The following is a 23,039-nucleotide window of genomic DNA, read 5'->3' as shown; positions in this document are numbered from 1 at the left end:
GCGAGGCCAACACCGTTATCCGCGGCTTTCAGCCGCGAAACAACACGGCCTCATTGAAGCGGGTGCGGCTCCGTGCCCCCCGGCCCATTCGTTTCCAGTTATCCGCGGCTTTCAGCCGCGGCCTCATTGAAGCACCACATCCGCCAGCTTGCCCGCGGGCTTGGTCTTGGTTATCCGCGGCTTTCAGCCGCGGCCTCACTGAAGCTGTTTGCGGCCGGGGCGGTATCCCTCATCCACCAGCCCGTTATCCGCGGCATTCAGCCGTGGCCTGAGTACGGGCACTCATGAATGCAGGCAGTCATGGCGCGAGCTTTCTTATCCGTAGGCTGCCAAGAGCCGCCGACCTACGGGCCGGGCCTCCCCACGGCGAGATGGACGGTGGCAGCTGCGCGTGCTCGGCGCCTGTGGGGCGAAACCGTCGGATGCCGGTGGCAGCCAGTCTGCGGGCTTACTTTTGCCCCGATGAAGAGAGATGAGGACTTGATCTGCGAATGGCGTGGAATGCGCACTTGATTGTCAGGGGAAAACGAGAAATAGTGTGCGGGCACGTGCTCTGCACGGCCCGGGGTGCGATACCGGGGTCGACGGCCAAGTCAATTACACCCGGTATCGCACCTGTCTCAACGGCCCCTCTTCATCTACCCGATTCCGGCACTCTTGTCACCGGTTGCTCGCGGCCGCCCGCCAGCCGGCTCAGCGACTGGTTGGCCTGGCAATCAATCCTTCGCCAGATATGCGCGGGTTTTTACAGCCAGCTACAGCGACTGATTGGCCTGGCAATACGAGCCATCGGGGCGCGGCGAGATCCGGATATAGCCGGAATATTTGCGGGCTTGAGAACCACTTTGCCTATCGTGGCCGTTTCGCTGTGGCCTGGCCCTGAAGTCTTGTCTCGACCAAACCGGCCAGAAACTCCGCGAACGGCCGAATGTCTTGCCTCACGCTCGCTTCTTCAAGCGCCGCCATGTAGACATCGCGTCGCTCAAGGGGAATGACGGTCCATGGATAGCCGCCCGAGGCAAGCATGACATTCATCAAAAACCTTCCCATACGCCCATTGCCGTCCAAATAGGGATGGATGTAGACGAACACGAAGTGGCCAAGAACGACCCGAACGGCGGGCTCTGCTTCTCCGGCCAGCAACTCGAAAAAATCGGGCATCATTTCGCGGACGGCTTCACGCCGGGGCGGCACGTGCCTTGAACGCCGTATATAGACCTGTTCGTTGCGGTATCCGGCGAGGTCGGCTGGGCGAACCAGAGCGGCGGTGACACTCGGCGCAAACATATCTCGATACCACGTGCCGTGATCCTGGTCGGCGACAGTCCCTGCGTTCTTGCCCTCCAGCACGCTCTCCACACTGTCATGCACGGCACGATAAGCCTGCCAGTAGCCGCGCGCGGCGAGGGCATCAAGGTGCGCGCGATCACCGGCATACCCGTCAGGGTTCCAGTTGCCGCTGCGTACGCGCTCGATCAGCTCGGCACTGACCCGGTATCCCTCGATTGACAGGGAGTGGTAAGCATCGGTGACATAGATTTCTTCCACGTCCTTTAGATAATCTCCTGGCCTTCCCGGCAGACCCGGGGCCACAGGAAAGCGCTCAATAACCGCTACCCGCATGGTTTCCCACATGAGGCGCAAGCGGTTCACACAGGGCGAGACCTCGCGTGGAGCCGGCAGCGTGGTCGCTGCCGCTTCAAAAGGATCGTCCACACGGATGGTATAACCGGCAGCCTGCATGGTCTTGACGATCTCCTCGGCCATACGGTCGCGTCCGATGTTTCGCAGGGCACCGGCGAGACGACCGGCTATCGTGCTGTGTCCGCCATCAAGCAGCGGACGGAGAAGATCAGAGGCATCGTCGACCATGGCAAGGGCGGCGCGCGCTTCGGTCGCATGCCGGCGGTAAAAACCGGGCGTACTGGACACCAGTGCCGCCGAAACTGCGTAGAGCCGTAGACCGTCGAGTTCAACGATCTCCTCTGGGTCGGGCATAGCGACCCGGACATCGAGCACCGATGTATTGTGAGGCAGCTTCGTTACCTTGTTGCCCCCTTTTGGGGTCCGAACGAGGAGCTGGCCGGGAACCGTCCGGTTTCCCGTATGGAGCAGAAGGGACTGTTCAGGCGACAGACACCAGGCGCCACCGAAGCGCTCCCGAAGATAGGCGGCACTGAAGCCCCAGAAGTAGGCATACCAAGCGGTACTCTCCCCGGCAGGTTCATCCGGGCGGGCCGGTATGTACCATCCCTTCATGACCTCCTGCAGAAAGCCGCCCTTGAGCAGGCGTTCACGATGAACACGGGAAAGCCCGGCCGACCGGATCGCAACGGCACCCTCCTTCTGGAGAGCCTTGAGGACCTCAAGCGATTCGGCAAGCTTCTCGGAGGGGGTGGCCATCTGTTTTCCTCGTTGCTCGGTTATTCTGTGTCGTGTTTGCAAGGTTTTCCTGCTGCACGCTTACTAGGTTATTATGTTGTACCGAGATTAGGTTATTCTGTCGATATAAAGGCAGGCCGGTCCGAAAGGGAAGCAGGGCATGAGCGACAAGACCATCGATGCCTGTGCCCGCGCCGTGCGGCGCATTGCAGCCTACTCGATGGGCTTGCGCCTGAGCGAGACGCTGGCGCAGGAAGACGATAGTTATCCGTGGCATTCAGCCTTGGCTCCATAGCAACCATTCGCCCGCAAGCGGGCTCTTACGGGCAGGCCACGTTATCGGCGGCATTCAGCCGTGGCCTGAGTACGGGCACTCATGAATGCAGGCAGTCATGGCGCGAGCTTTCTTATCCGTAGGCTGCCAAGAGCAGCCGACCTACGGGCCGAGCCTCCCCACGGCGAGATGGACGGTGGCAGCTGCGCGTGCTCGGCGCCTGTGGGGCGAAACCGTCGGATGCCGGTGGCAGCCAGTCTGCGGGCTTACTTTTGCCCCGATGAAGAGAGATGAGGACTTGATCTGCGAATGGCGTGGAATGCGCACTTGATTGTCAGGGGAAAACGAGAAATAGTGTGCGGGCTCATGCTCTGCACGGCCCGGAGTGCGATACCGGGCTCGACGGCCAAGTCAATTACACCCGGTATCGCACCTGTCTCAACGGCCCCTCTTCATCCACCCGATTCCGGCACTCTTGTCACCGGTTGCTTGCCGCCGCCCGCCTGCCGGCTCAGCGACTGATTGGCCTGGCAATCAATCCTTCGCCAGATATGCGGGTTTTTACAGCCATCTACACCGCCATCTCGATGCATTCTCCGACATGATTTATCTGGCTGTCGGGAACCTTGATTTGCCTGAGCAAATCCCGGCACGGTTTTGGACACTGTGAAAACGTTCATGAGACCCACCAGGTCAGGCAATACGAGCAATCGGGGCTTTGCGAGATCCGGATATAGCCAAAGATTTTTCAAGGGTCAGCATTACTGGTCTGTCGAGTCGGCCGAGCAGGGCTACCGGATGGAGTACCGGCTGGCCGATTACCCGATGCTCTCATGGGCCAGGGCCGATGCAGCGAACTGGCTCCAGTCGGAGGATTGATTGGATAGGGGGCGGTGGAAGCCGCCCCTTAAGCAATCGTGGAACCAATCAGCGCCAGGGTCTTACGTCGAATCTTAAAAAGCTCCTCTGAGGTGACGTTCCCTTTCTTGGTCGCTTTTCTCGCTCTCCAGTCAAGGCTTTTTATTTGGTCCGCGAGCGCTACCCCTTGTCTGCTGGCGGATATCTCGACCTCGAATGGATAGCCTTTGATTTGCGTTGTCATCGGGCAACAGAGCATCAGGCTTGTTTTTCCATTGTAGGACGCCGGAGATAAAACCACTACAGGACGCCGGCCGGCTTGTTCATGCCCGACTCTCGGATCGAGATGGAGCCATACAATATCGCCGGTGTCGGGGATATACGCCTTCCTTGGCCTGGCCATTACAACGTTTCCTTCCCGGCCGGGGGACCAAAGTCGATTTCGGCATGAAGATTGTCTGAAGTGATCCCCGAAATGAGCACATCGAGATCGAAATCTTTCTCGGGCTCGGGAACGGGCTCAATGACAACACGACCATCTTCTTCTCGAACGTCAACCGTTGCGTCTACACGTAGCTTGGCCGCCTGCATAATGGCCACGGGAATACGGATCGAGGCACTGTTTCCCCACTTCTTTATTGTCACTTTCATCTCGGCAGACCTCATCTCAAGTCGTCGCTCTACCCGAAGAATAAATGAACGCCCAGAGTGTAGCAACAATGTCGATACGTCCATTATCCGAGCTTCTGCGCCAAGTCCCCCGCTCGCCGGTGGTAGTACCTGGCCAACATTCGGAGATCCCGCTGGCCGGTGACCGCGGCTAAGTCGATAACGTTCGGGAGCCACTCGGCTAATCTGCTGGTGGCCTCGTGCCTCAGATCGCGGAAATGCAGATCCTCGATGCCAGCCGCGGCGCAGACTGCGGGCAGCCATTCGCGACGATACCGCTTTCGCCTTCGAAACCACCCTTGGCGGCAGCACCATGACTGACACGCTGCTCGACGCCATAGCGGCCGGCGTGCCTGTCAGCAGCAGCGCCCCGACATCCGGCGCCTGCTGCACGTGATCAACGGCGGAATACGGACGCTGGACAGGAATATGCCTGACTGGGCCAAGCCGGTCGCAGCAGTTTGATTGTCGGGATAAATCCCGACCTACATTCGTGCCAAAGGAATGGGCGGTAGGGGGGATTGTGTAGGTCGGGCTGTAGGTCGGACTTCAGTCCGACACCCAACGCTGGCGGGTGATTCCGGCCCGGCCCGTCGTGTGCCCCGCGGGGTTTAATGTCGGGATGAATCCCGACGTCCATTCGTGCCGAAGGAACAGGCGGTGGTGGTGTATCTATAATACAGGCGGGAACGCCGGGCGCAATGGCAGAATGGCGCCCGGCGCGACGCTTATTTCGCCTTGCAGGTATTGATGCCGAAAATCGCGTAAGGCGGGCACCAGCCGACGATGGCCGTCAGCAGTGGCACGATGCCGATCCAGCCCCAGGGAGTTTGGGGACCAACGAACACCAGTGCGATCAGCACAATACCCACAACGGCGCGTATGATGCGTTCTGAATTTCCAACGTTCTGTTGCATGAGATTGACTCCGGTTGTGTTATTTCGAGTGCCAGTTTCCACGCAAGTTCCGACAGAGTCAGTGACTTGATCACACAGACTTGATCAGTGATTGCAATTGTCGCCGGTCGCGGATTTCCAGCCGGCCGCGTTCCAGGCGTATCCAACCGCGCGATTCAAAACTTTTCAGATGCCTTGACACAACTTCGCGTGCCGAACCGATTTCCAGCGCAAGTTGCTGGTGCGTGATACTAAGCCGGCCGTTGTCATCGGCCTGGGCGAGCAGAATCGCGGCGAGGCGGGAGTTGATATCGCTGAAGTTGATCTGCTCCATGCGGGCGATGACATCCGCCAGCCGCCGGCCCATATTGCCGAACACGAAATTACGGAAGTGCTGCGATTCTCCCAGCGCGGTTGCGAAGCCATTGCGACCGATCAGCAGCGCGGTGACGGGGGATTCGGTAATCCCGTCAGCGGGATAGTTTTCGTTGCCGAGCAGGCCGACGGTGGTCAGCACGCAGGAGTCGCCGGGGCCGACATGATAAAGCACGATTTCGCGCCCGTTCGGCGCGACGAGTACCACCTTGATACGGCCGGCGGCGACCAGCACATAGCGCTCGCAGGGCGCGCCGCGGTGAAAAACAAGCTGATCGGCGGGCAAGGTGACTTCCTGCGCCTCGCCGAGCAGGGTCTGGATATGCGGGTCGCGGCTGGCGAAGAGTTGCGGAAAGCATTGTCTGCTGTCCATCGCTTATCCCGCCAGGGAACGCCGATCGCAAGTATAGGCGCGACCCTGTGAGTGGCTTTCTTCGTCGGTCATGATTCCCAGATTACCCTATTCCGGATATTCCCTGGGAATCTGGCCCGTCCGCAGAATTCGTGGGTGTAGTAGATAAGAATTTTGCTCTCGCCAAGAACGCCAAGAAATCAGCGGTTTCTTCCAGCCGATGAACGATGCGGATGATCCCGTGCTTCATGAGGGCCTCGTCGTTGTAAGCAAGTACCCGAGTCTCATGTCGGCGAGTCGCAAAAATGCATCCGCTGCAGAAACTGCGCCGGGCTCAGTACCTCGACGCCGCAGTCAGGTGGGAAGTGCCGGGAGTTGCCGATAACCACGGGGCAGCCGGCGGCCACGGCCACGCCAATGAAGGGCGCATCATCCGCGTCCGGAAGCCCCGCGGCATCCACCGGCGCCGGCGGCATGGCGAGGGAGAGCGCGGCCATGTCATCGAGAAGTTCGTCGACGGCAGCAGTATCAAAGCCGAAGCGGGGGCGTGCCAGGACGAGCCGGTACTCCTCCAGAATGGCCCGGCCGACCACGGGCTGGATGGCCTGAGCCCTGATCTTATCCACTATTCGCGCCGGTTTACCCGTCGGGCTGATGAGCGCGGCGACAAGAACATTGGTGTCAATCACCACCCGCATCACGGTCCCGCCATTCCCTGCGTGCCTGCGTGATCTCGGCATCGATCTCCTCCATGGTCATCCCGTCCAGCCCCTGCGCCATCGCTTGCCGCCGCATCTTCCGCACAGTCGCGGCGAAGCGTTCGCCGCGGATGGCGCGCAGCGTATCCTCCAACTCCTCCGGGCGAGTATTGACCAGCAGGGCGAAGGGCTTGCCGTTGCGGGTCACGACGACGTCCTCTCCGGCCTCCAGCTTCTTCCATACCTTGGCCGACTCAGCCCTGAGTTCGCGGGCGGTGACAAAGTCCATGGCTATCTCCTGTACACCAAATAACACACAAGATAGTACCATTTCCTGTCCAACTCAATTGGTACCGTATGATTACCTGCGTCCATTTGCGTGGGTTGCGGCTATCATGGGCTCCCAACTTTAGCCGCCTTGACTCGTATTCCTCCTCGCCCGACCGTAGCCGATATGTGGCCGATATACCGAATGATGGCGAAACTCCCATGAAGGACAACCATCGCATCGTTGTGGTGGGCGGCGGCGCCGGGGGGCTGGAACTGGCGACCCGGTTGGGGAAGAAGCTTGGGAAACGCGGGCGCGCCGATATCACGCTGGTGGACGCCAACCGGACCCATGTCTGGAAGCCCCTGCTGCACGAGGTGGCCGCGGGCACTTTCGACTCCTACGAGAATCAGCTCGAATACCTGGCCCAGGGGGCGAAGAGCAATTTCCAGTTCCGCCTCGGGCGAATGGAGGGGCTGGACCGGAAGAAGAAGGAAATCCACGTCGCGCCCACCTACAGTGCCGAGGGCCATGAGATCATCCCCCGCCGTACCTTCGGCTACGACACCCTGGTCATCGCGGTGGGCAGCGTGAGCAACGATTTCGGCATCCCGGGGGTGGATGAGCATTGCCTGCTTCTGGATACCAAGGCCCAGGCCGAGCGGTTCCAGACCCGGCTGCTGGAATCCTATATCCATGCCCATGCCCAGAAGCAGCCCCTGGGGCTCAGCCAACTCGACGTGGTGATCGCCGGCGGCGGGGCGACCGGCATCGAGCTGGCCGCCCAGTTGCACAAGGTCTCGCGTTTGTTCCGGGCCTACGGGCTGGACAGCATCACGCCGAACGCCATCCAGATCAGCATCGTCGAGGCGGCCGAGCGCATCCTGCCCGGACTACCCGAGCGTCTGTCCGAGGCCACCGGCGCCGAACTGAGCCGGCTGGGAATCGATATCATCACCGGGCAGCGGGTGACCGAGGTCACGGAGCGGGGGGTGCGCACCGATGGCGGCCGGTTCATCCCGGCGGCCATCAAGGTGTGGGCAGCCGGCATCAAGGCGCCGGACTTTCTCCACGATATCGACGGCCTGGAAACCACCCGCAGCAACCAGCTCGTGGTGCGCCCCACCCTACAGACGACGCGTGATGACGACATATTGGCCTTCGGCGACTGTGCCGCCTGCCCCTGGCCGGAAAAGGACAGCCTGGTGCCGCCCCGGGCCCAGGCCGCCCACCAGCAGGCCTCACATCTGTACCGCGCCCTGCGCAAGCGGCTCAAGGGCAGGCCCCTGCCGGCATATCGTTATCGCGACTACGGCTCGCTGGTGTCCCTGGGGCATTACAGCACGGTGGGCAACCTGATGGGGGGCCTGGGCGGTGCGGTGATGGTGGAGGGCTTCATCGCCAGGATGGTGTATCTGTCCCTGTACAAGATGCACCAACTGGCCCTGTTCGGTTTCTATCGCACCCTGATGCTGAGCATCTCCCACCTGTTCCGGGCCAGCGTCCACCCGGAGATCAAGCTGCACTGACGGGACACCGGGGTGCCCCAGGGGCACCCCATGGCCGCGTCCCAAGCTCCGCATCGCCATGCTGGCGCAACCCTTCGGTACCCGGCGGTTGACGGGAGCACCCGACGGGCTCATTCATTCCCTTCGATGAACGGGTTGGCCTGGCCCTGCAGGGCCTCGATCAGGCGGTTGCGGCGGTGCTCCATGGCGTCGGGGGGATCGTGACGGTGCCACTCCTCGAGCAGGCGGCGCTGGCGTTTGTACAGGGGCAGGCCGTAGCGGTGCTCCATATAGAGCATGGCGCGGGCGATGTCGCCGCGCACGGCGGGGCGGGGCTCCACCCGGCGGGGCCCGGAGTCCACCTCGAAGTCGCAGCCGCGGCGCAGGTGGCGCTCGCCGTCGATGATGCCGAAGGCCTGGGCGCCGCGGGCCTCGTTGATGTCCCGCAGGGCAGGATAGAGGTTGTGCATGTCCGTCTCGATGCGGTTGAACAACCGGCTGGTGCGCCGGCACCGGTCGCGGTTGCCGCACCCCAGGTGGCGGGTGGCCCAGGACATGGGGAACACGTGCTCGATATTCACGCGGCGGTCGAAGGGCTTGAAGGGTTCGCCGCAGTAGAGGGTGGTGCCGCCGTCGGGGTAGAGGTTGCGCCAGAATATGGGGATGTTGTCCAGGTAGCTTTTCTCCGCCCCCTGGACACCGGGTCCGAGCAGAACCACCAGCACGGCCACCAGCAACCGCTTGTTGATTCTCATGAGTCCTCCCTTTCTCTCGACTGCGCCGCCGTTTGCGTGAAGCGGGCATGATACCCCAGGGGATGGGTGGGGCGATGTCGGGCTGAAGCCGGGTGTCGGGCTGAAGCCCGACCTACAGCCCGACCGACCGATACACCACCACCGCCTGGTCCTCCGGCACGGATGTAGGTCGGGATTCATCCCGACATTTGGCCTTGCTCCATGCACCCTACGCCGGGCCGGAATCCCCGCCGACGGGCTGTCGGGCTGAAGCCCGACCTTGTATGTTGGAGTTATCTGGCATGTTAGGTTTTTTGCCAGACACCGGGGAAGCCGTCCCGACCTGGAGGCAGGAAGTTTCTGACCTCGCGCGTAGATGGGCTCCCCGCCTCATTGCCGATTTCGAGGAGTATCGGGAAGCCAGCCTGGCTGGACTTCGTATCACAAGGTCGAACCGGCAAGAAATGCGAGGTCGGGGAACCGGTGATCAGTGTGACGCAACCGACCCCAGAAGGGAAAGGAGGAACAACGATGAGCGTTTATATCGGCATTGATGTCGCCGCACGCTCCTTCGACTTGCTCTGCCGTCGTGACGGCAAGAACAGTAAGGTCTACACCTTCCCACAGACTGCCCAAGGTCACGCCCAGGCGATCCGCAAGCTGCAGGCGCTGCAACCGGCGGGCATCGTGCTGGAGGCCACTGGCATCTACTACCTGGACCTCGCGCTGGCCCTGCACGAGGCCGGGCTGCCGGTGTCCGTGATCAACCCGCGCAGCTTCCGGCATTTCGCCGAAATTACGCTGCGCGGCAGTAAGACCGACCCGCTCGACACCGCCCTGTTGGCCGAATACGCCGAACGCATGACGCCTAGGCGCTGGACCCCGCCGCCATCGACCTATCGGGCCCTACGCGACTTCGGCCGGCATCTCAACCGCCTAATGGACGCGCGGACCCAGGCCAAGAACCACCTGCACGCCCTGAAGGCGCAACGGGGCACGCCAGCCCTGCTGATCGAGGATGCCGAGGAAAGCATCGCTCAACTGGACCAACGCATCGAACGGGTGCAACAAGCGGCCCAGGACTTGATCCAGCAGACCCCCGAGCTGGCGCAACATCAGGCCCATCTCTGTGCCGCCACCGGCCTCGCGGCAGCCAGCAGCCTGGCTCTGCTGGCCGAGCTATCCACACTGCCCAGGGACCTGAAGGCCAAACAAGTCGCTCGTCATGCTGGGCTGGACGTGCGCCTGCATGAGTCGGGCTCTAGCGTCCATCGACCCGGGCGCCTAGCCAAGACCGGCAATGCCTACCTGCGTAGCGCCCTGTACATGCCAGCGATGGTGGCGATCGTGCATGACCCGTATGCCAAGGCGTTCTATAACGCTCTGGTGGCCCGGGGCAAAAAGCGGATCCAAGCCTTGTGCGCCGTCATGCGCAAGTACCTCACCGGAATCTGGGCCTGCATGCAGCATGATCAGCCTTTCGACTCCTCCAAGCTGTTTAGCGATCAGCATCTCCAAACCGCTTGACAGGAAACGGAGTATCTACAGCGCGACCTGCAGGCCGACCTGCAGCGCACGGGGATCCTGGGGCTGGGATTTGGCGGTAGAATGGGCGATCTTCGGGACACGCGATTCTGTTTATTCACCCATGACCTGCATCCGCCTGCATGCGCCCTCCGCCGAAACCCTGAGCATGGATATGAGCATGGGCATGGAGATGGGCCCCGTACGTTACCGTGACGGCGGTGCCGGCAGCAGTGGCCGTTATCACCGGTTGCATACTCGGCATGGTGTCAGCCGTCTGCACGCCGGCGCACGCTACAGCCCGGGCGTGATGTTCCACGACGCGGCATGAGCCACACGCCGGACCTGTTCGCCGCATCTGCCAGCGGTGCGGAAACCCTGGCCCCGGGGGCCTTGCGGCTGCAAGGCTTTGCCCTCGGGCACGAGACGGCGCTGCGCGCGGCCATCGATACCGTGACCGCGGCCGCGCCCTGGCGTCACATGGAAACGCCGGGCGGGCGGACCATGTCGGTGGCCATGACCAACTGCGGCCCACTGGGCTGGGTCAGCGACCGCCGCGGCTACCGCTACGACCCACGCGATCCGCTAACGGGCGAGCCCTGGCCGGCTATGCCCGCCGCCGTCCGCGAACTGGCCGCAACCGCGGCCAGGGATGCGGGCTTCGCCGGTTTCGAGCCGGATGCCTGCCTGATCAACCGCTACGATCCTGGCGCACGGCTATCGTTGCACCAGGACAAGAATGAGCGCGATTTCCGCGCGCCCATCGTGTCGGTGTCGCTGGGTCTGCCGGCGGTCTTTCTGTTCGGCGGCGAACGCCGTGCCGACCGGCCACGGCGGCTGCCATTGTCCCACGGGGACGTGCTGGTCTGGGGCGGCCCGGCGCGGCTGCGCTATCACGGCGTGGCCGCATTGGCGGATGGAATGCACCCTTTCGCCGGCGCCAGCCGCATCAACCTCACCCTCCGCCGCGCCGGATAGCAACACCCTACGGCAGTATCACGCCGGGCTCGAGCGGAATCAGCGACATCGCCCCGGCCGGGTTGTCAACGAAAGTTCACGCTGCCGTCGCGCAACTGCAAGGCCCGCCGCCTAGCCTACCTCCCTCATTCCATTTCAGCCCCGGGGAGGGTAAATCCATGAAAGGTACCGTGAGCATGTTGGCCGTTGCCGCCATTGTCGGCGTTCCGGGCCTGGCCCATGGCGGCGTGGTCAGCGACAACGCCAGCCTGGGCAGTCTCTTGAGCGAACTCCAGCCTCCCCTGCGCGTGCGCGAGTGCATCCGTAACTACCGCAGCAGCCTCCAGATCCTGCACAGCTCGGACAACGAATCGTCCTTCCAGGACCCCAACACCCTGGAAGAGAAGGCCCTCAACTACTCTGCCGTGGTGAAGGGCCTGAAGCAGGTCTCCCGCCGGGAGTGCATCCCCACTCTGCACCTGACGGCCGGCGACCACACCATACCGGGACCGTTCCATCGGGCCTCCGAAGAAGCCTTCGGCGCGCCGGGTCTGGGGGACATCATGATGTTCAACGCCATGGGGCTTGCCGCCAACGGCATGGGGAACCATGAGTTCGACGGTGGCATCGACGAGTTCGCCGTCATGCTGCGGGAAGCCGACTACCCCTTCGTCGCCGCCAACCTGGACTTCGGTAATGTGGAGCTGGACCCGGTCACACCGGCCATCCGCAGCGGGCGGGATGGCGGCAGTTGCCTCGCCAACCGTGGCAAGGTGGTCAAAAGTTGCGTGGTGGTGCGCGGCGGCCAGCGCATCGGCCTCATCGGCCGCGCGCCGGCGGATTTCTTCAATGTCATCGAGGATCCGGACACCACCCTACCCGGCCTCGATTTCGTCGGCGGCCGTGACCCCGCCACCAACCAGCCCCTGGTGTCCGCCGTGTCCCAGGTCCTGGAGCAGGTGGACCTGCTGGAAGGCCGGGGGGTGAACCGCATCATCCTGCTGGACCATGCCCAGGACTTCACGGGCGATCCCCTGTCGGCCGGCAGCCTGCGCGGCATCGACATCATCGTCGCCGCCGGTTCCACCGGTTTCATGGCCAGGCCCGTGGCCGAGGGCCCCTTCAATCTGCTGCGCCCCGAGGACTCCGCCGAGGCGGACTACCCCACCGTGCGGGTGGACAGCGAGGGCAACACGGTGCTGGTGGTCAACAGCGACCAGCAATTCCGCTACGTCGGCAACCTGTTCGTCACCTTCGACCGCCGTGGCCGCATCGCCGACTGGGGCGACTTCCGTAACGGGCCGGTGGCCACCACGGCGGCGGCCATCGATGAGTTGGAGCCCCTGGTGGGGGCGTCGGAGCTCACGCCAGACGCGATGGTGGCCAGCATCCTCGATGCCCTCAAGCAGACGACGCTGATCCGGGATGCCTTCTTCGTGGTGGGCACGACTGACTTCCCCCTCAATGGCCAGCGAGTAGACGTGCGCAGCCGCGAGACCAATCTCGGCAACCTGGCCGCCGACTCCACCATCTGGGGGGCCCAGCAGAACGGCTTCCCCACGGTGGACATGGCCCTCAAGAACGGCGGCGGCATCCGCGACACCATAGAGGGCCCCAGCATTATCCGCCTGGCCGTCCAGGCGGCCCTGGCCTTCGATAACACTCTGACGGTGCTGGAGATGAGCGGTGACCAGGTGCTGGCGGCGATGGAGAACTCGGTCAGCCGGGCCACCTTCACCGATGGCCGGTTCCCGCAGGTCGCGGGCATGGTGCTGGCCTTCGACACCACTTTTGCGCCCATCGAGGGCCAGGCCAGCGTCACCGTGCCCTCCCGGGTGCGTGGCCTGACCATCACCCGCCATGACGGCACGGTGGTGGAACTGGTGAGCGACGGCGCAGCAGACGCCACGGCCCTGGCGGAGATTTTCGTGCTGGCCACCAACAGCTTCACCGCCACCGGCGGCGACGGTTTCGCCGCCTTCGCCGCCGCCACGGTGGTAGGCGCCACCACCGTAGGGGAGCAGGCCATCCTCGAGGGCTATATCGTCGATGTCCTGGGGGGCAACGTCAGCCTGCCGGACGACCCGGCCAACCCCAATCGGGTGATTCGCCTGAGCGAGTAGGGAAGCGGGCTGTCGGGCTGAAGCCCGACCTACAGCCCGACCGACCGATACATCGCCACCGCCTGTTCCTGTGGCACGGATGTAGGCCGGGATTCATCCCGACATTTGGCCCCGCCGCATGTGCCCCGCGTCGGGTTGGAATTCCCACCACGGGCTGTCGGGCTGAAGCCCGACCTACAGCCCGACCTACAGCGCACGGGGGTCCTGGGGATTGAATTTGACGGTAGAATAGATATTTTTCGGGATACGCGATTCTGTTTATTCACCCATGACCACCGTCCTCGGCCTGTCGGCCTACTATCACGACAGCGCGGCGGCGCTGGTGGAGGACGGGGTCATCGTGGCGGCGGCCCAGGAGGAGCGGTTCTCGCGCCGCAAGCACGATGCCCGTTTCCCGGGTCAGGCCGTTCGCTTCTGCCTGGAGTCCCGGGGCATCCATCTCACGGATGTGAACCAAGTGGTGTTCTACGACAAGCCCCTGGTGAAGTTCGAGCGCCTGCTGGAGACCTACCTGGCCTATGCGCCGCGGGGCTTCCGGTCCTTCGTGGCCGCCATGCCGGTATGGCTGCAGGACAAGCTGTATCTCAAGAAGACCCTCAAGCGGGAACTCGCCGCCCTGGCCGGAGTGAAGGAGCAAGCCCTGCCGCCCCTGCTGTTCACGGAGCACCACCAGGCCCATGCCGCCTCGGCCTTCTATCCCAGCCCCTTCGAGAAGGCGGCGGTACTATGCCTGGACGGGGTGGGCGAATGGGCCACCACCAGCGCATGGCTGGGGGCGGGCCGGCGCCTCGAGGCCCTGTGGCAGATCGACTTCCCCCACTCCCTGGGCCTGCTCTACTCGGCCTTCACCTATTACACCGGCTTCCGGGTGAACTCCGGGGAGTACAAGCTCATGGGCCTCGCACCCTACGGTGAGCCCCGCTATGTGGACGTCATCCTGGAGCGGCTGCTGGACCTGAAGGCGGACGGCACCTTCCGCCTCAACATGGACTATTTCAACTATTGCACCGGCCTCACCATGACCAATGGCCGTTTTCATGACCTCTTCGGTGGCCCGCCCCGCACTCCGGAGACCCCAATCACCCGCCACCACATGGATATCGCGGCCTCCATCCAGAAGGTGACGGAAGAGGTGGTGTTGCGCCTCGGACGTACCCTGCGGGCCGAGACGGGCGCGGAGCACTTGTGCCTGGCGGGGGGCGTGGCCCTCAACTGCGTGGCCAATGGCGAGCTGCTGCGCGCCGGCGTGTTCGAGGACATCTGGGTCCAGCCGGCGGCGGGGGACGCCGGGGGCGCCCTGGGAGCGGCCCTGGTGGTCTGGCACGAGGTGCATGACGGCAGCCATCAACCCATAGCCGGGGACGCCATGGCCGGCGCCTACCTGGGGCCGCGCTTCTCCACCACCGAGGCCGCCCAGCGTCTGGAGGCCATGGGCGCGGTGGCCGAGGCCATAGACGATGCCGAGTTGCTGCCGCTGGTGGCCACCCTGCTGGCAGACGGCGCGGTGGTGGGGTGGTTCCAGGGCCCCATGGAGTTCGGCCCGCGGGCCCTGGGGGGGCGTTCCATCCTCGGCGATCCGCGCTCGCCGCGGATGCAGTCGGTGATGAACCTCAAGATCAAATACCGCGAGTCCTTCCGCCCCTTCGCTCCGGCGGTGCTGGCGGAGCGTGCCGGGGAGTGGTTCGAGCTGGACCGCGCGAGCCCCTACATGCTCTTCGTCGCCCCGGTGGCCGCAGCACGGCGCCTGCCTCCCGAAGAGGACGCCGCGGGCCTGTTCGGCATCGACAGGCTCAAGGTGCCCCGTTCCACCATCCCGGCCGTCACCCACGTGGATTTCTCGGCCCGGGTGCAGACGGTGCACGAGCACACCAACCCGCGCTTTTACCGGCTGCTCGAGGCCTTCGAGGCCCGTACCGGCTGCCCGGTGCTGGTGAATACCTCGTTCAACGTGCGGGGCGAACCCATCGTCGGCTCCCCGGAGGATGCCTACCGCTGCTTCATGCGTACGGAGATAGATTATCTGGTGGTGGAGGGCCTGCTGCTGGCCAAGACCGACCAGCCGCCCCTGGAAGGGGACGAGACATGGCGGGAGGAACTGGAGCCGGACTAGGAATCTGGGATAATCCCGCCATGGTCGCCCGCCCGCTCACAACCCCTCCCCCCACGCCTTCGGAACTGCGCGCCTTCGGCCTGCTCATGGCGGCCATGGTGGGCCTCGTCTTCGGCCTGCTCATCCCCTGGCTGTGGGGCCTCGCCTGGCCCCTGTGGCCGTGGCCGGTGGCCGCGGTGTTCGCCCTCGGCGCCCTGCTGGCGCCCCGGCGGCTGGCCCCCGTCCAGCGCCTGTGGCTGCGCATCGCCCATGCCCTGGGGTGGGTGAATACCCGCCTCGTCCTGGGCCTCGCATTCTCCCTGATACTCGTGCCGGTGGGCGTGGCCATGAGGCTCTTCCGGGACCCCATGGCGCGGCGCCTGGAGCCCGGCCGGACCAGCTACCGGCAACCCGGCCGGCAACCCGTCAAACAGAACCTGGAGCGCCCCTTCTGATGCTCGACCTGGTGCAGGACCTGTGGGCCTTCATGCGCGAGCGCAAGAAGTTCTGGCTGCTGCCCATCATCATCGTGCTGGTGCTGCTCGGCGCCCTGCTGGTGTTCGCCCAGGGCTCGGCGGTGGCGCCCTTCATCTATACCCTGTTCTGAAGCGGCGGGCATGATGCCGGTGTGAATGTCACGTTTCGTTACCTCCGCCGCCGCACATCGATGTAACGATTCGTTGTTATCCTTGCCTCTAAAAAATTAAATACCTAAATATATCAATGCGTTAATTAATGGCATGGCGATTGCTCTACTGAGAGTGACCGGCCCGTTGGGGGCCCGTGACCGGAGAACCGCCATGTCCACCTGTGCCGCCCAAATCGAGCAAGCCACCGCGCCCTTTCCCCCGGATGTCACCCGTGCCGAGTTCGAGACCCTGGTGGACACCTACTCCCGGGACCTGTTCCGTTACGCCCTGTGGCTGGCCCGCGACCGCGCGGTGGCCGAGGACGTGGTGCAGGAGACTCTGTTGCGGGCATGGCGGGCGCGTAGTTCCATCCGTGACTCCAAGGCCGTGAAGTCCTGGCTCATGACCATCGTGCGCCGCGAACACGCCCGCCTCTACGAGCGCTACCGCCCCGAGTTCAGCGACATGGAGGTCGAACGGGTGGCCGGCTTCGATGGCGACGACAAGAGCACCGAGGCCTTCGTGTTACGGCGCGCCCTGGAGACCCTCTCCCCCGAGTACCGCGAGCCCCTGGAACTGCAGGTGCTGGGCGGCCACAGCTGCGAGGAGATCGGCCGTATCATGGGGATCTCCCGCGGCGCCGTCATGACCCGGGTGTTCCGCGCCAAGCACAAGCTGCGGGAACTCCTGGAGTCGGATTACGGCCTCCAAACGGCCGCCTGAGGTCACCATGAATGAACACAATATCCTCATCGTGGATGACGACCTGTCCCTCAATGCCATCCTCGGCCTCCACCTGCAGGAAGCGGGCTACCGCATAGCCGGGGCTCGCACCTGTCGCGAGGCCCTGTACCTGTTGCAGGACCGGCCCTTCAGCGCCGCGTTGCTGGACTACTGCCTGCCGGACGGCACGGGCCTCGATGTGTTGCGGGCGGCGCGCGAGGCGGCACCCACCATGGGCGTCATCATGATCAGTGGAGTCCACGACGCCGCCGTGCGCCGGGCCGCCCTGGAGGGGGGCGCCATCGACCTGCTGCGCAAGCCCATCTCCCTCATGGAGCTGGACGCGGCCCTGGCACGGCTGGCGGAGGGGCTGTCCATGGCGGACGGCCCCCTGCCCAATTACCAGCCCCAGACCGCGGGCTGAGCCGCCCCCCAGAGTCACCGCCCCAGGGGCGTGCCTTCAGTGCACGTTGCCGGCGACGGCCCCCAACTCCACCATGCGCTCGCGAACGGCATCGCGGTCCCGTGGCTCGCCGGCGTGCTCCAGATAGCGCCGGTAGGCCTTCAAGGCACCGGCGGGATACTCCAGCCCCTCGTAGCACAGCGCCTGGTCACGGTAGATCTCGGCATCATCCGGTGCCAGCACCAGCAGCAGTTCCGACAGGGCCAGCAGGCGCGGATAGTCGTCGTTGTTGCGGTAGATGACCCGCAGATTGGAGGCCATGCGCAGCAGGATATCGCGCTTGGAGGCGGCGTTCAGCAGTTCGGGGATGGCGTGCCGGGCCTCCTGGCCGCCGCCGCCCAGGGCCGCCAGCCGCGCCTCGACGTCCTCCAGGGACAGGGACACCCCGCCGGAATAGGGATCCAGCAGCACCTCGCCCTCCTCCAGGGTGAGCTTCACCAGGAAATGGCCGGGGAAGGGCACGCCGTCGACCTCCAGCCCCGCGCGACGGGCCACCTCCATGTACACCACCGACAGGGTCACGGGGATCCCGGTGCGGCGTTCCAGCACATCGTTGAGGAAGCTGTTGCGGGGGTCATAATAATCGGCGTGGTTGCCGGCGAAACCCTGCTGCTCGAACAGATAGCGGTTGAGGGCGCGCAGGGCATCCAGGGGCGCGGCACCGGACCCGGCCAGCTCGTTCACCTCGCGGCCCATGCGGTCGAGGTCCGCCAGGTAGCGCCCGGCATCCAGCTCCGGGTACTCCAGGCTGGCAATGAGCAACGCCCCGGCCGCGAGGTCGAGCCCTTCTTCCCCACTGGAAACCAGGTTTCGCAGCTGTTCGGGTAATTGCTTGTTCATAGCGGTAGGCGTCAAGATTGGCCCCAAGGTCGGCAAGATACCGGCGAACGTCGATATTGACTATTAGATGGTGGTGACTCCCCTGATTCAACCGTCAAAACCCGTGACAATTCTCACCTGCGCGGTGACGCCCTGATGGATCTCCAGCACCCCCTCCTGCCCTGGCTGGCGGCGTTAGTGCCGCTGGCGCTGGTGGCGGCGCTGGTGGCGGCCTTGGCGGTGTTCCATGGCCGCGCCCGGCGTGACGCTCAGCGGGCGCTGGAACGCCTGGAGGCGTCCCTGGAGCAGGCCCGTGACCGGCAGCACGAGCAGGCCCATGCCCTGCGCGCCCTGGCCACCCAGATGGACCGCATGGACCAGCACCTGGCGGCCCACCGCGGCGAGCTCACGACGGCCCTGGAGCGCGGCTTCGGCGCCAATCGCGCGACCCAGATCAAGGCCCTGGGGCAACTGCAGAATCACCTCATCCGCCAGTTCGCGGCCCTCAACGACCAGGTGAAGAGCAGCCTGGCCGACTACGAGCAGCGGGCCGAACGCCGCGACAGCCACGGCCTCAAGGTCCTGCATGACAGCCTCAGCCGGGGCACCCGCGCCATGCAGGAGCAGGTGTCCGGGGCGGTCAAGGCCAGTGGCGAGGCGGTCAGCGAGCAGGTAGACCGCCTCACCCGCTCCACCGACGAGCGCCTGCGGGACATCAGCGGCCAGGTGGAGAAACGCCTCGCCGAGGGCTTCGAGAAGACCACCGCGGTATTCGCCGACGTGCAGCAGCGCCTCGCCCTCATCGACGAGGCCCAGAAGCGCATCACCGAACTCTCCAGCAACGTAGTGAGCCTCCAGGAGGTGCTGTCGGACAAGCGCTCCCGGGGCGCCATGGGGGAGGTCCAGCTGTCCGCCCTGGTCGGCAACGTGATGCCCGAGGGCAGCTACGCCCTCCAGCACACCCTGCCCAACAACCGGCGGGTGGACTGCATCCTGTTCCTGCCCGACCCCACCGGACACGTGGCAGTGGATTCGAAGTTCCCCCTGGAATCCTGGCAGCGCATGATGGACGAAACGGCCCCCGAGGCGGAGCGCCAGGCGGCCGGGCGCCAGTTCAAGCAGGACGTGAAACGCCACATCAAGGACATCGCCGAGCGCTACATCCTACCCACGGTGACGGCGGATGGCGCGGTGATGTTCATCCCCGCGGAGGCGGTGTTCGCCGAGATCCAGGCCCACCACCCCGACCTGGTGGAGCTGTCTTACCGCTCCCGGGTGTGGATGTGCTCCCCCACCACCATGATGGCGGTACTGAACACCGCGCGGGCGGTGCTCAAGGACGACGCCACCCGTCGCCAGGTGCATATCATCCAGGACCACCTGTCATGGCTGGGCCGCGACTTCGAGCGCTTCCGCAAGCGCATGGACAATCTCGCCCGCCACATCGGCCAGGCCCACAGCGACGTCAAGGACGTGCACATCTCGGCGGGCAAGATCGCGGAGCGCTTCGAGCGCATCGAGAAGGTGGAGCTGGAGGGCGCGGAGGAGGCCGCCGCCCTGCCCCGGGCGGCCCCGGGGAGCGGCGACGGGGCCTGACAGGGCGTCTCACCAGGCCAGTGCCGATTCGATAAAGAACAGATTGAATCGGCGTTCAGCTACCTCAGTACGATACGCAGGATCCTGCTGCCCCGCTGCAGGGTCAGGGAGAAGGTGTCGCCGCTACCGGCGAGTTCGCGCGCCATGGCCTTCAGCCCACCCACCCGCTGGCGGTTCACCGCCAGGATGATGTCCCCCGGCCGCAGCCCGGAGTTCCAGGCGGCGCCGTCCTGCTCCACCGCCAGCACGCCGACGCGCACCGCGTCACGGCCGTCGCCGCCGACGTCGACCTCGGCGAAGCGCGCGTCCGCCAGCCGCGGGTGCAACTGTGCGCCGGCCGTGCCTTCGGGCTCCGGGGCACGGGAGCGCATGGTGACGGTCATGGGGGCCCCGTCACGCAGGAACTCGATGGCCACCTCCTGGCCGAGGCGGGCCAGACCCACGGTGTTGCGTACATCGGAGGAATTGCTGACCCGGCGGCCGTTGACCGCGACGATGACGTCGCCGGGCCGCAGGCCGGCCTCGGCGCCGGGGGAGCCCGTGGCCACCTCGGTGATGACGGCGCCGTCGCGCGACTCCAGGCCGAAGGCCGTGGCCAGCTCCGGCGTGAGGTCCTGGGCGGTGACGCCGAGATAACCCCGGCGTACCTCGCCATACTCCACCAACTGGGCCATGATCTCCCGCGCCATGTTGGCGGGGATAGCGAAGCCGATCCCCACGTTGCCGCCCCCGGGGGCCAGGATGGCGGTGTTGATACCCACCAGTTCGCCCCGCAGGTTCACCAGGGCACCGCCGGAGTTGCCCGGGTTGATGGAGGCATCGGTCTGGATGAAGTCCTCGTAGCCCTCGATGCCCAGGCCGCTGCGCCCCATGGCGCTGACGATGCCCGAGGTCACCGTCTGGCCGAGGCCGAAGGGGCTGCCGATGGCCACCACGAAGTCCCCCACCCGCAGGTCATCGGAGTCCGCCAGGGGCAGGGCGGTGAGGCCTTCAGGCGGCACCCGCACTACGGCGATGTCGGTCTCGGGATCGTGGCCCACCAGTTCCGCCTGAAGGTTACGCCCGTCCTGCAGGGTCACGGTGATCTCGTCGGCGCGGTCGATGACATGGTGATTGGTGAGGATGTAGCCTTCGGCGGCATCCACCACCACCCCCGAGCCCAGGCTGTGGCGTTTCCTGGAGCGCTCCCGGGGGATGTCGAAGAAGCGCCGGAAGAAGGGGTCCTGCAACAGGGGGCTGAGCTCGCGACGCACCTCGGTGCGGGTGGATATGTTCACCACCGCCGGCACCGCGCGCTCCAGCATGGGCGCCAGGGAGGGCAGAGGCTCGCCATCCACCGCGGCGGGCAGGGCCGCCCCCACGGTGGAGGCGGTGACGAAGGCCAGCACCGCCAGCAGAGCCGGCAGCCGACGGGCCGGGCGCCGGGCGTGGTGGGGGCGGTTCTTTCCAGGGTGGTAGCGCATGGCGGGATTCATCGTCTCATCCTCGGTTCGTGTTCCTCGACTCATGTTTTGGGACTCATGTATTGGGACTCATGTGTTGGCGGCCACGGCCCGGATCAACGCCCGAGATGGGAGCGCGGATCGAAGGGGATCTCCCGCGCCATGCGCTCGTAGAGGGCACGGCCCCGCTCGTCGGCGGCGGGGGGCGTGACGATTGTCAGCACCAGGTACTGGTCCCCCGGCGGCTCGCCGGGCAGCCCCCGGCCCTTGAGGCGCATCTTCAGGCCGCTCTGGGAACCCGGACGGATCTTGAGGTCCACCTCTCCCCCGAGGGTGGGCACCTTGAGGGTGGCGCCGAGAGCCGCCTCCCAGGGGGCGACGGGGTAATCGAGGTAGATGTCGCGGCCCTCGGCGCGGTAATAGGGATGGCGTTGCAGGTCCACCTCCAGGTACAGGTCCCCGGGGCTGCCACCGCCAAGGCCGGGACCGCCCTGGCCACCGAGCCGGATCTGCCGGCCCTGGGTCACGCCCGGGGGTATCCTCACCTTGAGGGCACGAGTGCGGCTCACCACCTGCCCCCCCGGACCGATCTCCTGCACTTGCAGTTGCAGGGTGCGCACCGCGCCGTGGTAGGCATCCTCCAGGCTCACCAGTATCTTCGCCCGTTCGTCCTCGCCCGCCTGGGCGTAAACACCATCCCGCGGTCCGTGGGCCCCGCGGGGCGGGGCACCACCGAACAGGGTCTCGAAGAAATCGCTGAAGGAGGCGCCGTTGAACCCGGCCTGCCCGCCGCCCGCCTGGGTCCGGCGCTGCCACCCGGGTGGGGGACGAAAATCCTGACCGGACTGCCAGCCGCGGCCGAGCTGGTCGTAGGCGCGCCGCTTCTGGGGATCCTTCAACACCTCGTGGGCCTCGTTGACGGCCTTGAAGCGGGCCTCCGCATCGGCGGCCTTGCTGACATCCGGGTGGTACTTGCGGGCCAGCCGCCGGTAGGCGGCACGTATGTCGGCCGTGGAGGCACCGCGGTCCACGCCGAGGGTCTTGTAATAGTCTTTATATTCCATGGCGCATTTCTATCACGCGCTCCGCCTCAAGGTAAGCCGGCGCGTACACGTTTCGCACCCCGACCTGGGGATTCAGATCAACGGCAGAGTTGAATCACCTTACTAGCGGTGCGAAACTTGATTTGGATCGTCCACCCGCTCGTTCGGGGTCGCGGTGGGCGGTCGAACACGTCAGTCTGCTATCTGTTTTGCTGTTTATAAGACTAAGGAGAGATGTATGAAAGCACTCGCTAAAGCAGCCGCAGTCGCCACCATCCTCGGCGCCGCCGCTCTGCCTCTGCAGTCCGCCAATGCATGGTGGGGCGGCCCAGGTTACGGCGGCGGCCCCTGGAGTGGCTGGGGAGACGGCCTCGGTGACATGTTCGGAAGCGGCAACATGAGCTGGACCGGCAGCGGCCGGGGCTCTGGTCGCGGCTACGGTTATGGCGCCCCCTACTATGGCGGCTACGGTCCTTACGGTTATCCGGGCTATGGCGGCTACCCGGGCTATGGTGGCTACCCGGCCTACGGCGGCCACCCGGCCCCAGCCTACGGTGGCTATCCGGCCGCCCCCAGCGCCCCCCAGGGTTCCTCCAACCAGTAAAATAGATGCACCC

Annotated in this window: 24 protein-coding genes, 1 pseudogene and 1 CRISPR repeat array (1 of these 26 only partly in view); of the genes and pseudogenes, 13 read left to right on the top strand and 12 right to left on the bottom strand. The window is 65.0% G+C overall.

The genetic code is table 11. The annotated features are described in order from the left end of the window. A CRISPR array of direct repeats spans positions 1 to 279; the repeat unit is 36 nt; it reaches 2,872 nt to the left of the window's first position. Positions 280 to 849: 570 nt separating this feature from the next. Next, positions 850 to 2,403: a Fic family protein gene (locus tag U5S82_12445; protein ID MDZ7752452.1), complete on the bottom strand. Its 1,554-nt coding sequence runs from the start codon at positions 2,401 to 2,403 to the stop codon at positions 850 to 852. 139 nt (positions 2,404 to 2,542) lie between these two features. On the opposite strand from U5S82_12445, the gene U5S82_12440 reads away from it, so the two are divergent. Next, entirely contained in the window at positions 2,543 to 2,677 is a 135-nt protein-coding gene (locus U5S82_12440; GenBank protein ID MDZ7752451.1) for a hypothetical protein, read from the top strand. An 886-nt stretch (positions 2,678 to 3,563) separates the two neighbouring features. Here U5S82_12440 and mazF read toward each other — a convergent pair. The 7 genes and pseudogenes from mazF to U5S82_12405 all read right to left on the bottom strand — a co-directional run bounded on the left by mazF (position 3,564) and on the right by U5S82_12405 (position 6,793). Further along, positions 3,564 to 3,917, bottom strand: coding sequence for an endoribonuclease MazF (gene mazF, locus U5S82_12435; GenBank protein MDZ7752450.1), 354 nt, complete (start codon positions 3,915 to 3,917; stop codon positions 3,564 to 3,566). Then, complete coding sequence (locus U5S82_12430) at positions 3,917 to 4,165, bottom strand: AbrB/MazE/SpoVT family DNA-binding domain-containing protein (GenBank protein ID MDZ7752449.1); 249 nt, start codon at positions 4,163 to 4,165, stop codon at positions 3,917 to 3,919. The genes mazF and U5S82_12430 overlap by 1 nt, the downstream gene beginning before the upstream one ends. Before the next feature lie 83 nt (positions 4,166 to 4,248). Next, positions 4,249 to 4,422 (bottom strand): annotated as a pseudogene (locus U5S82_12425) (site-specific integrase). Positions 4,423 to 4,911: 489 nt separating this feature from the next. Next, positions 4,912 to 5,100: a DUF2892 domain-containing protein gene (locus tag U5S82_12420; protein MDZ7752448.1), complete on the bottom strand. Its 189-nt coding sequence runs from the start codon at positions 5,098 to 5,100 to the stop codon at positions 4,912 to 4,914. A gap of 70 nt (positions 5,101 to 5,170) precedes the next feature. After that, positions 5,171 to 5,827, bottom strand: a complete 657-nt coding sequence (locus U5S82_12415; protein ID MDZ7752447.1) for a Crp/Fnr family transcriptional regulator — start codon at positions 5,825 to 5,827, stop codon at positions 5,171 to 5,173. A gap of 263 nt (positions 5,828 to 6,090) precedes the next feature. Further along, positions 6,091 to 6,504, bottom strand: coding sequence for a putative toxin-antitoxin system toxin component, PIN family (locus tag U5S82_12410; GenBank protein MDZ7752446.1), 414 nt, complete (start codon positions 6,502 to 6,504; stop codon positions 6,091 to 6,093). Beyond that, complete coding sequence (locus U5S82_12405) at positions 6,488 to 6,793, bottom strand: type II toxin-antitoxin system prevent-host-death family antitoxin (protein MDZ7752445.1); 306 nt, start codon at positions 6,791 to 6,793, stop codon at positions 6,488 to 6,490. Before U5S82_12405 ends, U5S82_12410 begins: the two co-directional genes overlap by 17 nt. Positions 6,794 to 6,993: 200 nt before the next feature. On the opposite strand from U5S82_12405, the gene U5S82_12400 reads away from it, so the two are divergent. Next, complete coding sequence (locus tag U5S82_12400) at positions 6,994 to 8,301, top strand: NAD(P)/FAD-dependent oxidoreductase (protein MDZ7752444.1); 1,308 nt, start codon at positions 6,994 to 6,996, stop codon at positions 8,299 to 8,301. A gap of 110 nt (positions 8,302 to 8,411) precedes the next feature. Here the strand turns inward: U5S82_12400 and U5S82_12395 are convergent, their stop codons facing one another. Continuing rightward, positions 8,412 to 9,035: an endonuclease gene (locus tag U5S82_12395; GenBank protein MDZ7752443.1), complete on the bottom strand. Its 624-nt coding sequence runs from the start codon at positions 9,033 to 9,035 to the stop codon at positions 8,412 to 8,414. A 510-nt stretch (positions 9,036 to 9,545) separates the two neighbouring features. Here U5S82_12395 and U5S82_12390 point away from each other — a divergent pair. The 9 genes from U5S82_12390 (at position 9,546) to U5S82_12350 (ending at position 17,483) form a co-directional block, all read left to right on the top strand. After that, positions 9,546 to 10,541 carry an IS110 family transposase gene (locus tag U5S82_12390; protein ID MDZ7752442.1) on the top strand — a complete coding sequence of 332 codons (996 nt, stop codon included), beginning with the start codon at positions 9,546 to 9,548 and terminating at the stop codon, positions 10,539 to 10,541. 166 nt (positions 10,542 to 10,707) lie between these two features. Then, a complete protein-coding gene (locus tag U5S82_12385; protein MDZ7752441.1) occupies positions 10,708 to 10,869 on the top strand; it encodes a 2OG-Fe(II) oxygenase in 162 nt (53 codons plus the stop codon). Further along, on the top strand, positions 10,866 to 11,516 hold the full coding sequence (gene alkB, locus U5S82_12380) for a DNA oxidative demethylase AlkB (protein ID MDZ7752440.1): 651 nt from the start codon (positions 10,866 to 10,868) through the stop codon (positions 11,514 to 11,516). The genes U5S82_12385 and alkB overlap by 4 nt, the downstream gene beginning before the upstream one ends. 158 nt (positions 11,517 to 11,674) lie before the next feature. After that, positions 11,675 to 13,618, top strand: coding sequence for a bifunctional metallophosphatase/5'-nucleotidase (locus U5S82_12375; protein ID MDZ7752439.1), 1,944 nt, complete (start codon positions 11,675 to 11,677; stop codon positions 13,616 to 13,618). 268 nt (positions 13,619 to 13,886) lie between these two features. Next, positions 13,887 to 15,728: a carbamoyltransferase gene (locus U5S82_12370; protein ID MDZ7752438.1), complete on the top strand. Its 1,842-nt coding sequence runs from the start codon at positions 13,887 to 13,889 to the stop codon at positions 15,726 to 15,728. Between the two features lie 20 nt (positions 15,729 to 15,748). Next, positions 15,749 to 16,162, top strand: coding sequence for an SxtJ family membrane protein (locus U5S82_12365; GenBank protein MDZ7752437.1), 414 nt, complete (start codon positions 15,749 to 15,751; stop codon positions 16,160 to 16,162). Next, positions 16,162 to 16,314, top strand: coding sequence for a DUF5989 family protein (locus U5S82_12360; protein ID MDZ7752436.1), 153 nt, complete (start codon positions 16,162 to 16,164; stop codon positions 16,312 to 16,314). The genes U5S82_12365 and U5S82_12360 overlap by 1 nt, the downstream gene beginning before the upstream one ends. A 193-nt stretch (positions 16,315 to 16,507) precedes the next feature. Beyond that, on the top strand, positions 16,508 to 17,059 hold the full coding sequence (locus U5S82_12355; GenBank protein ID MDZ7752435.1) for a sigma-70 family RNA polymerase sigma factor: 552 nt from the start codon (positions 16,508 to 16,510) through the stop codon (positions 17,057 to 17,059). A 7-nt stretch (positions 17,060 to 17,066) separates the two neighbouring features. Then, the gene (locus U5S82_12350) at positions 17,067 to 17,483 is read left to right on the top strand and encodes a response regulator (GenBank protein MDZ7752434.1); all 417 of its coding nucleotides are present in this window, start codon (positions 17,067 to 17,069) and stop codon (positions 17,481 to 17,483) included. Between the two features lie 36 nt (positions 17,484 to 17,519). Here U5S82_12350 and U5S82_12345 read toward each other — a convergent pair whose 3' ends face one another. After that, a complete protein-coding gene (locus U5S82_12345) occupies positions 17,520 to 18,362 on the bottom strand; it encodes a transglutaminase-like domain-containing protein (GenBank protein MDZ7752433.1) in 843 nt (280 codons plus the stop codon). A gap of 135 nt (positions 18,363 to 18,497) precedes the next feature. Here U5S82_12345 and rmuC point away from each other — a divergent pair, with 135 nt between their 5' ends. Continuing rightward, positions 18,498 to 19,937: a DNA recombination protein RmuC gene (gene rmuC / locus U5S82_12340; GenBank protein MDZ7752432.1), complete on the top strand. Its 1,440-nt coding sequence runs from the start codon at positions 18,498 to 18,500 to the stop codon at positions 19,935 to 19,937. A 59-nt stretch (positions 19,938 to 19,996) separates the two neighbouring features. Here rmuC and U5S82_12335 read toward each other — a convergent pair whose 3' ends face one another. Further along, positions 19,997 to 21,400 carry a DegQ family serine endoprotease gene (locus U5S82_12335; protein MDZ7752431.1) on the bottom strand — a complete coding sequence of 468 codons (1,404 nt, stop codon included), beginning with the start codon at positions 21,398 to 21,400 and terminating at the stop codon, positions 19,997 to 19,999. Positions 21,401 to 21,495: 95 nt separating this feature from the next. Then, complete coding sequence (locus tag U5S82_12330) at positions 21,496 to 22,443, bottom strand: DnaJ C-terminal domain-containing protein (GenBank protein ID MDZ7752430.1); 948 nt, start codon at positions 22,441 to 22,443, stop codon at positions 21,496 to 21,498. A gap of 217 nt (positions 22,444 to 22,660) precedes the next feature. Here U5S82_12330 and U5S82_12325 point away from each other — a divergent pair, with 217 nt between their 5' ends. Beyond that, on the top strand, positions 22,661 to 23,026 hold the full coding sequence (locus U5S82_12325; GenBank protein MDZ7752429.1) for a sulfur globule family protein: 366 nt from the start codon (positions 22,661 to 22,663) through the stop codon (positions 23,024 to 23,026). Positions 23,027 to 23,039: the final 13 nt, after the last annotated feature.

Source organism: Gammaproteobacteria bacterium, assembly GCA_034522055.1.
Lineage (GTDB): Bacteria > Pseudomonadota > Gammaproteobacteria > JAABTG01 > JAABTG01 > JAABTG01.
The sequence above is the reverse complement of the archived record's forward strand: the minus strand, read 5'-3'. Positions and strand labels throughout refer to the sequence as shown.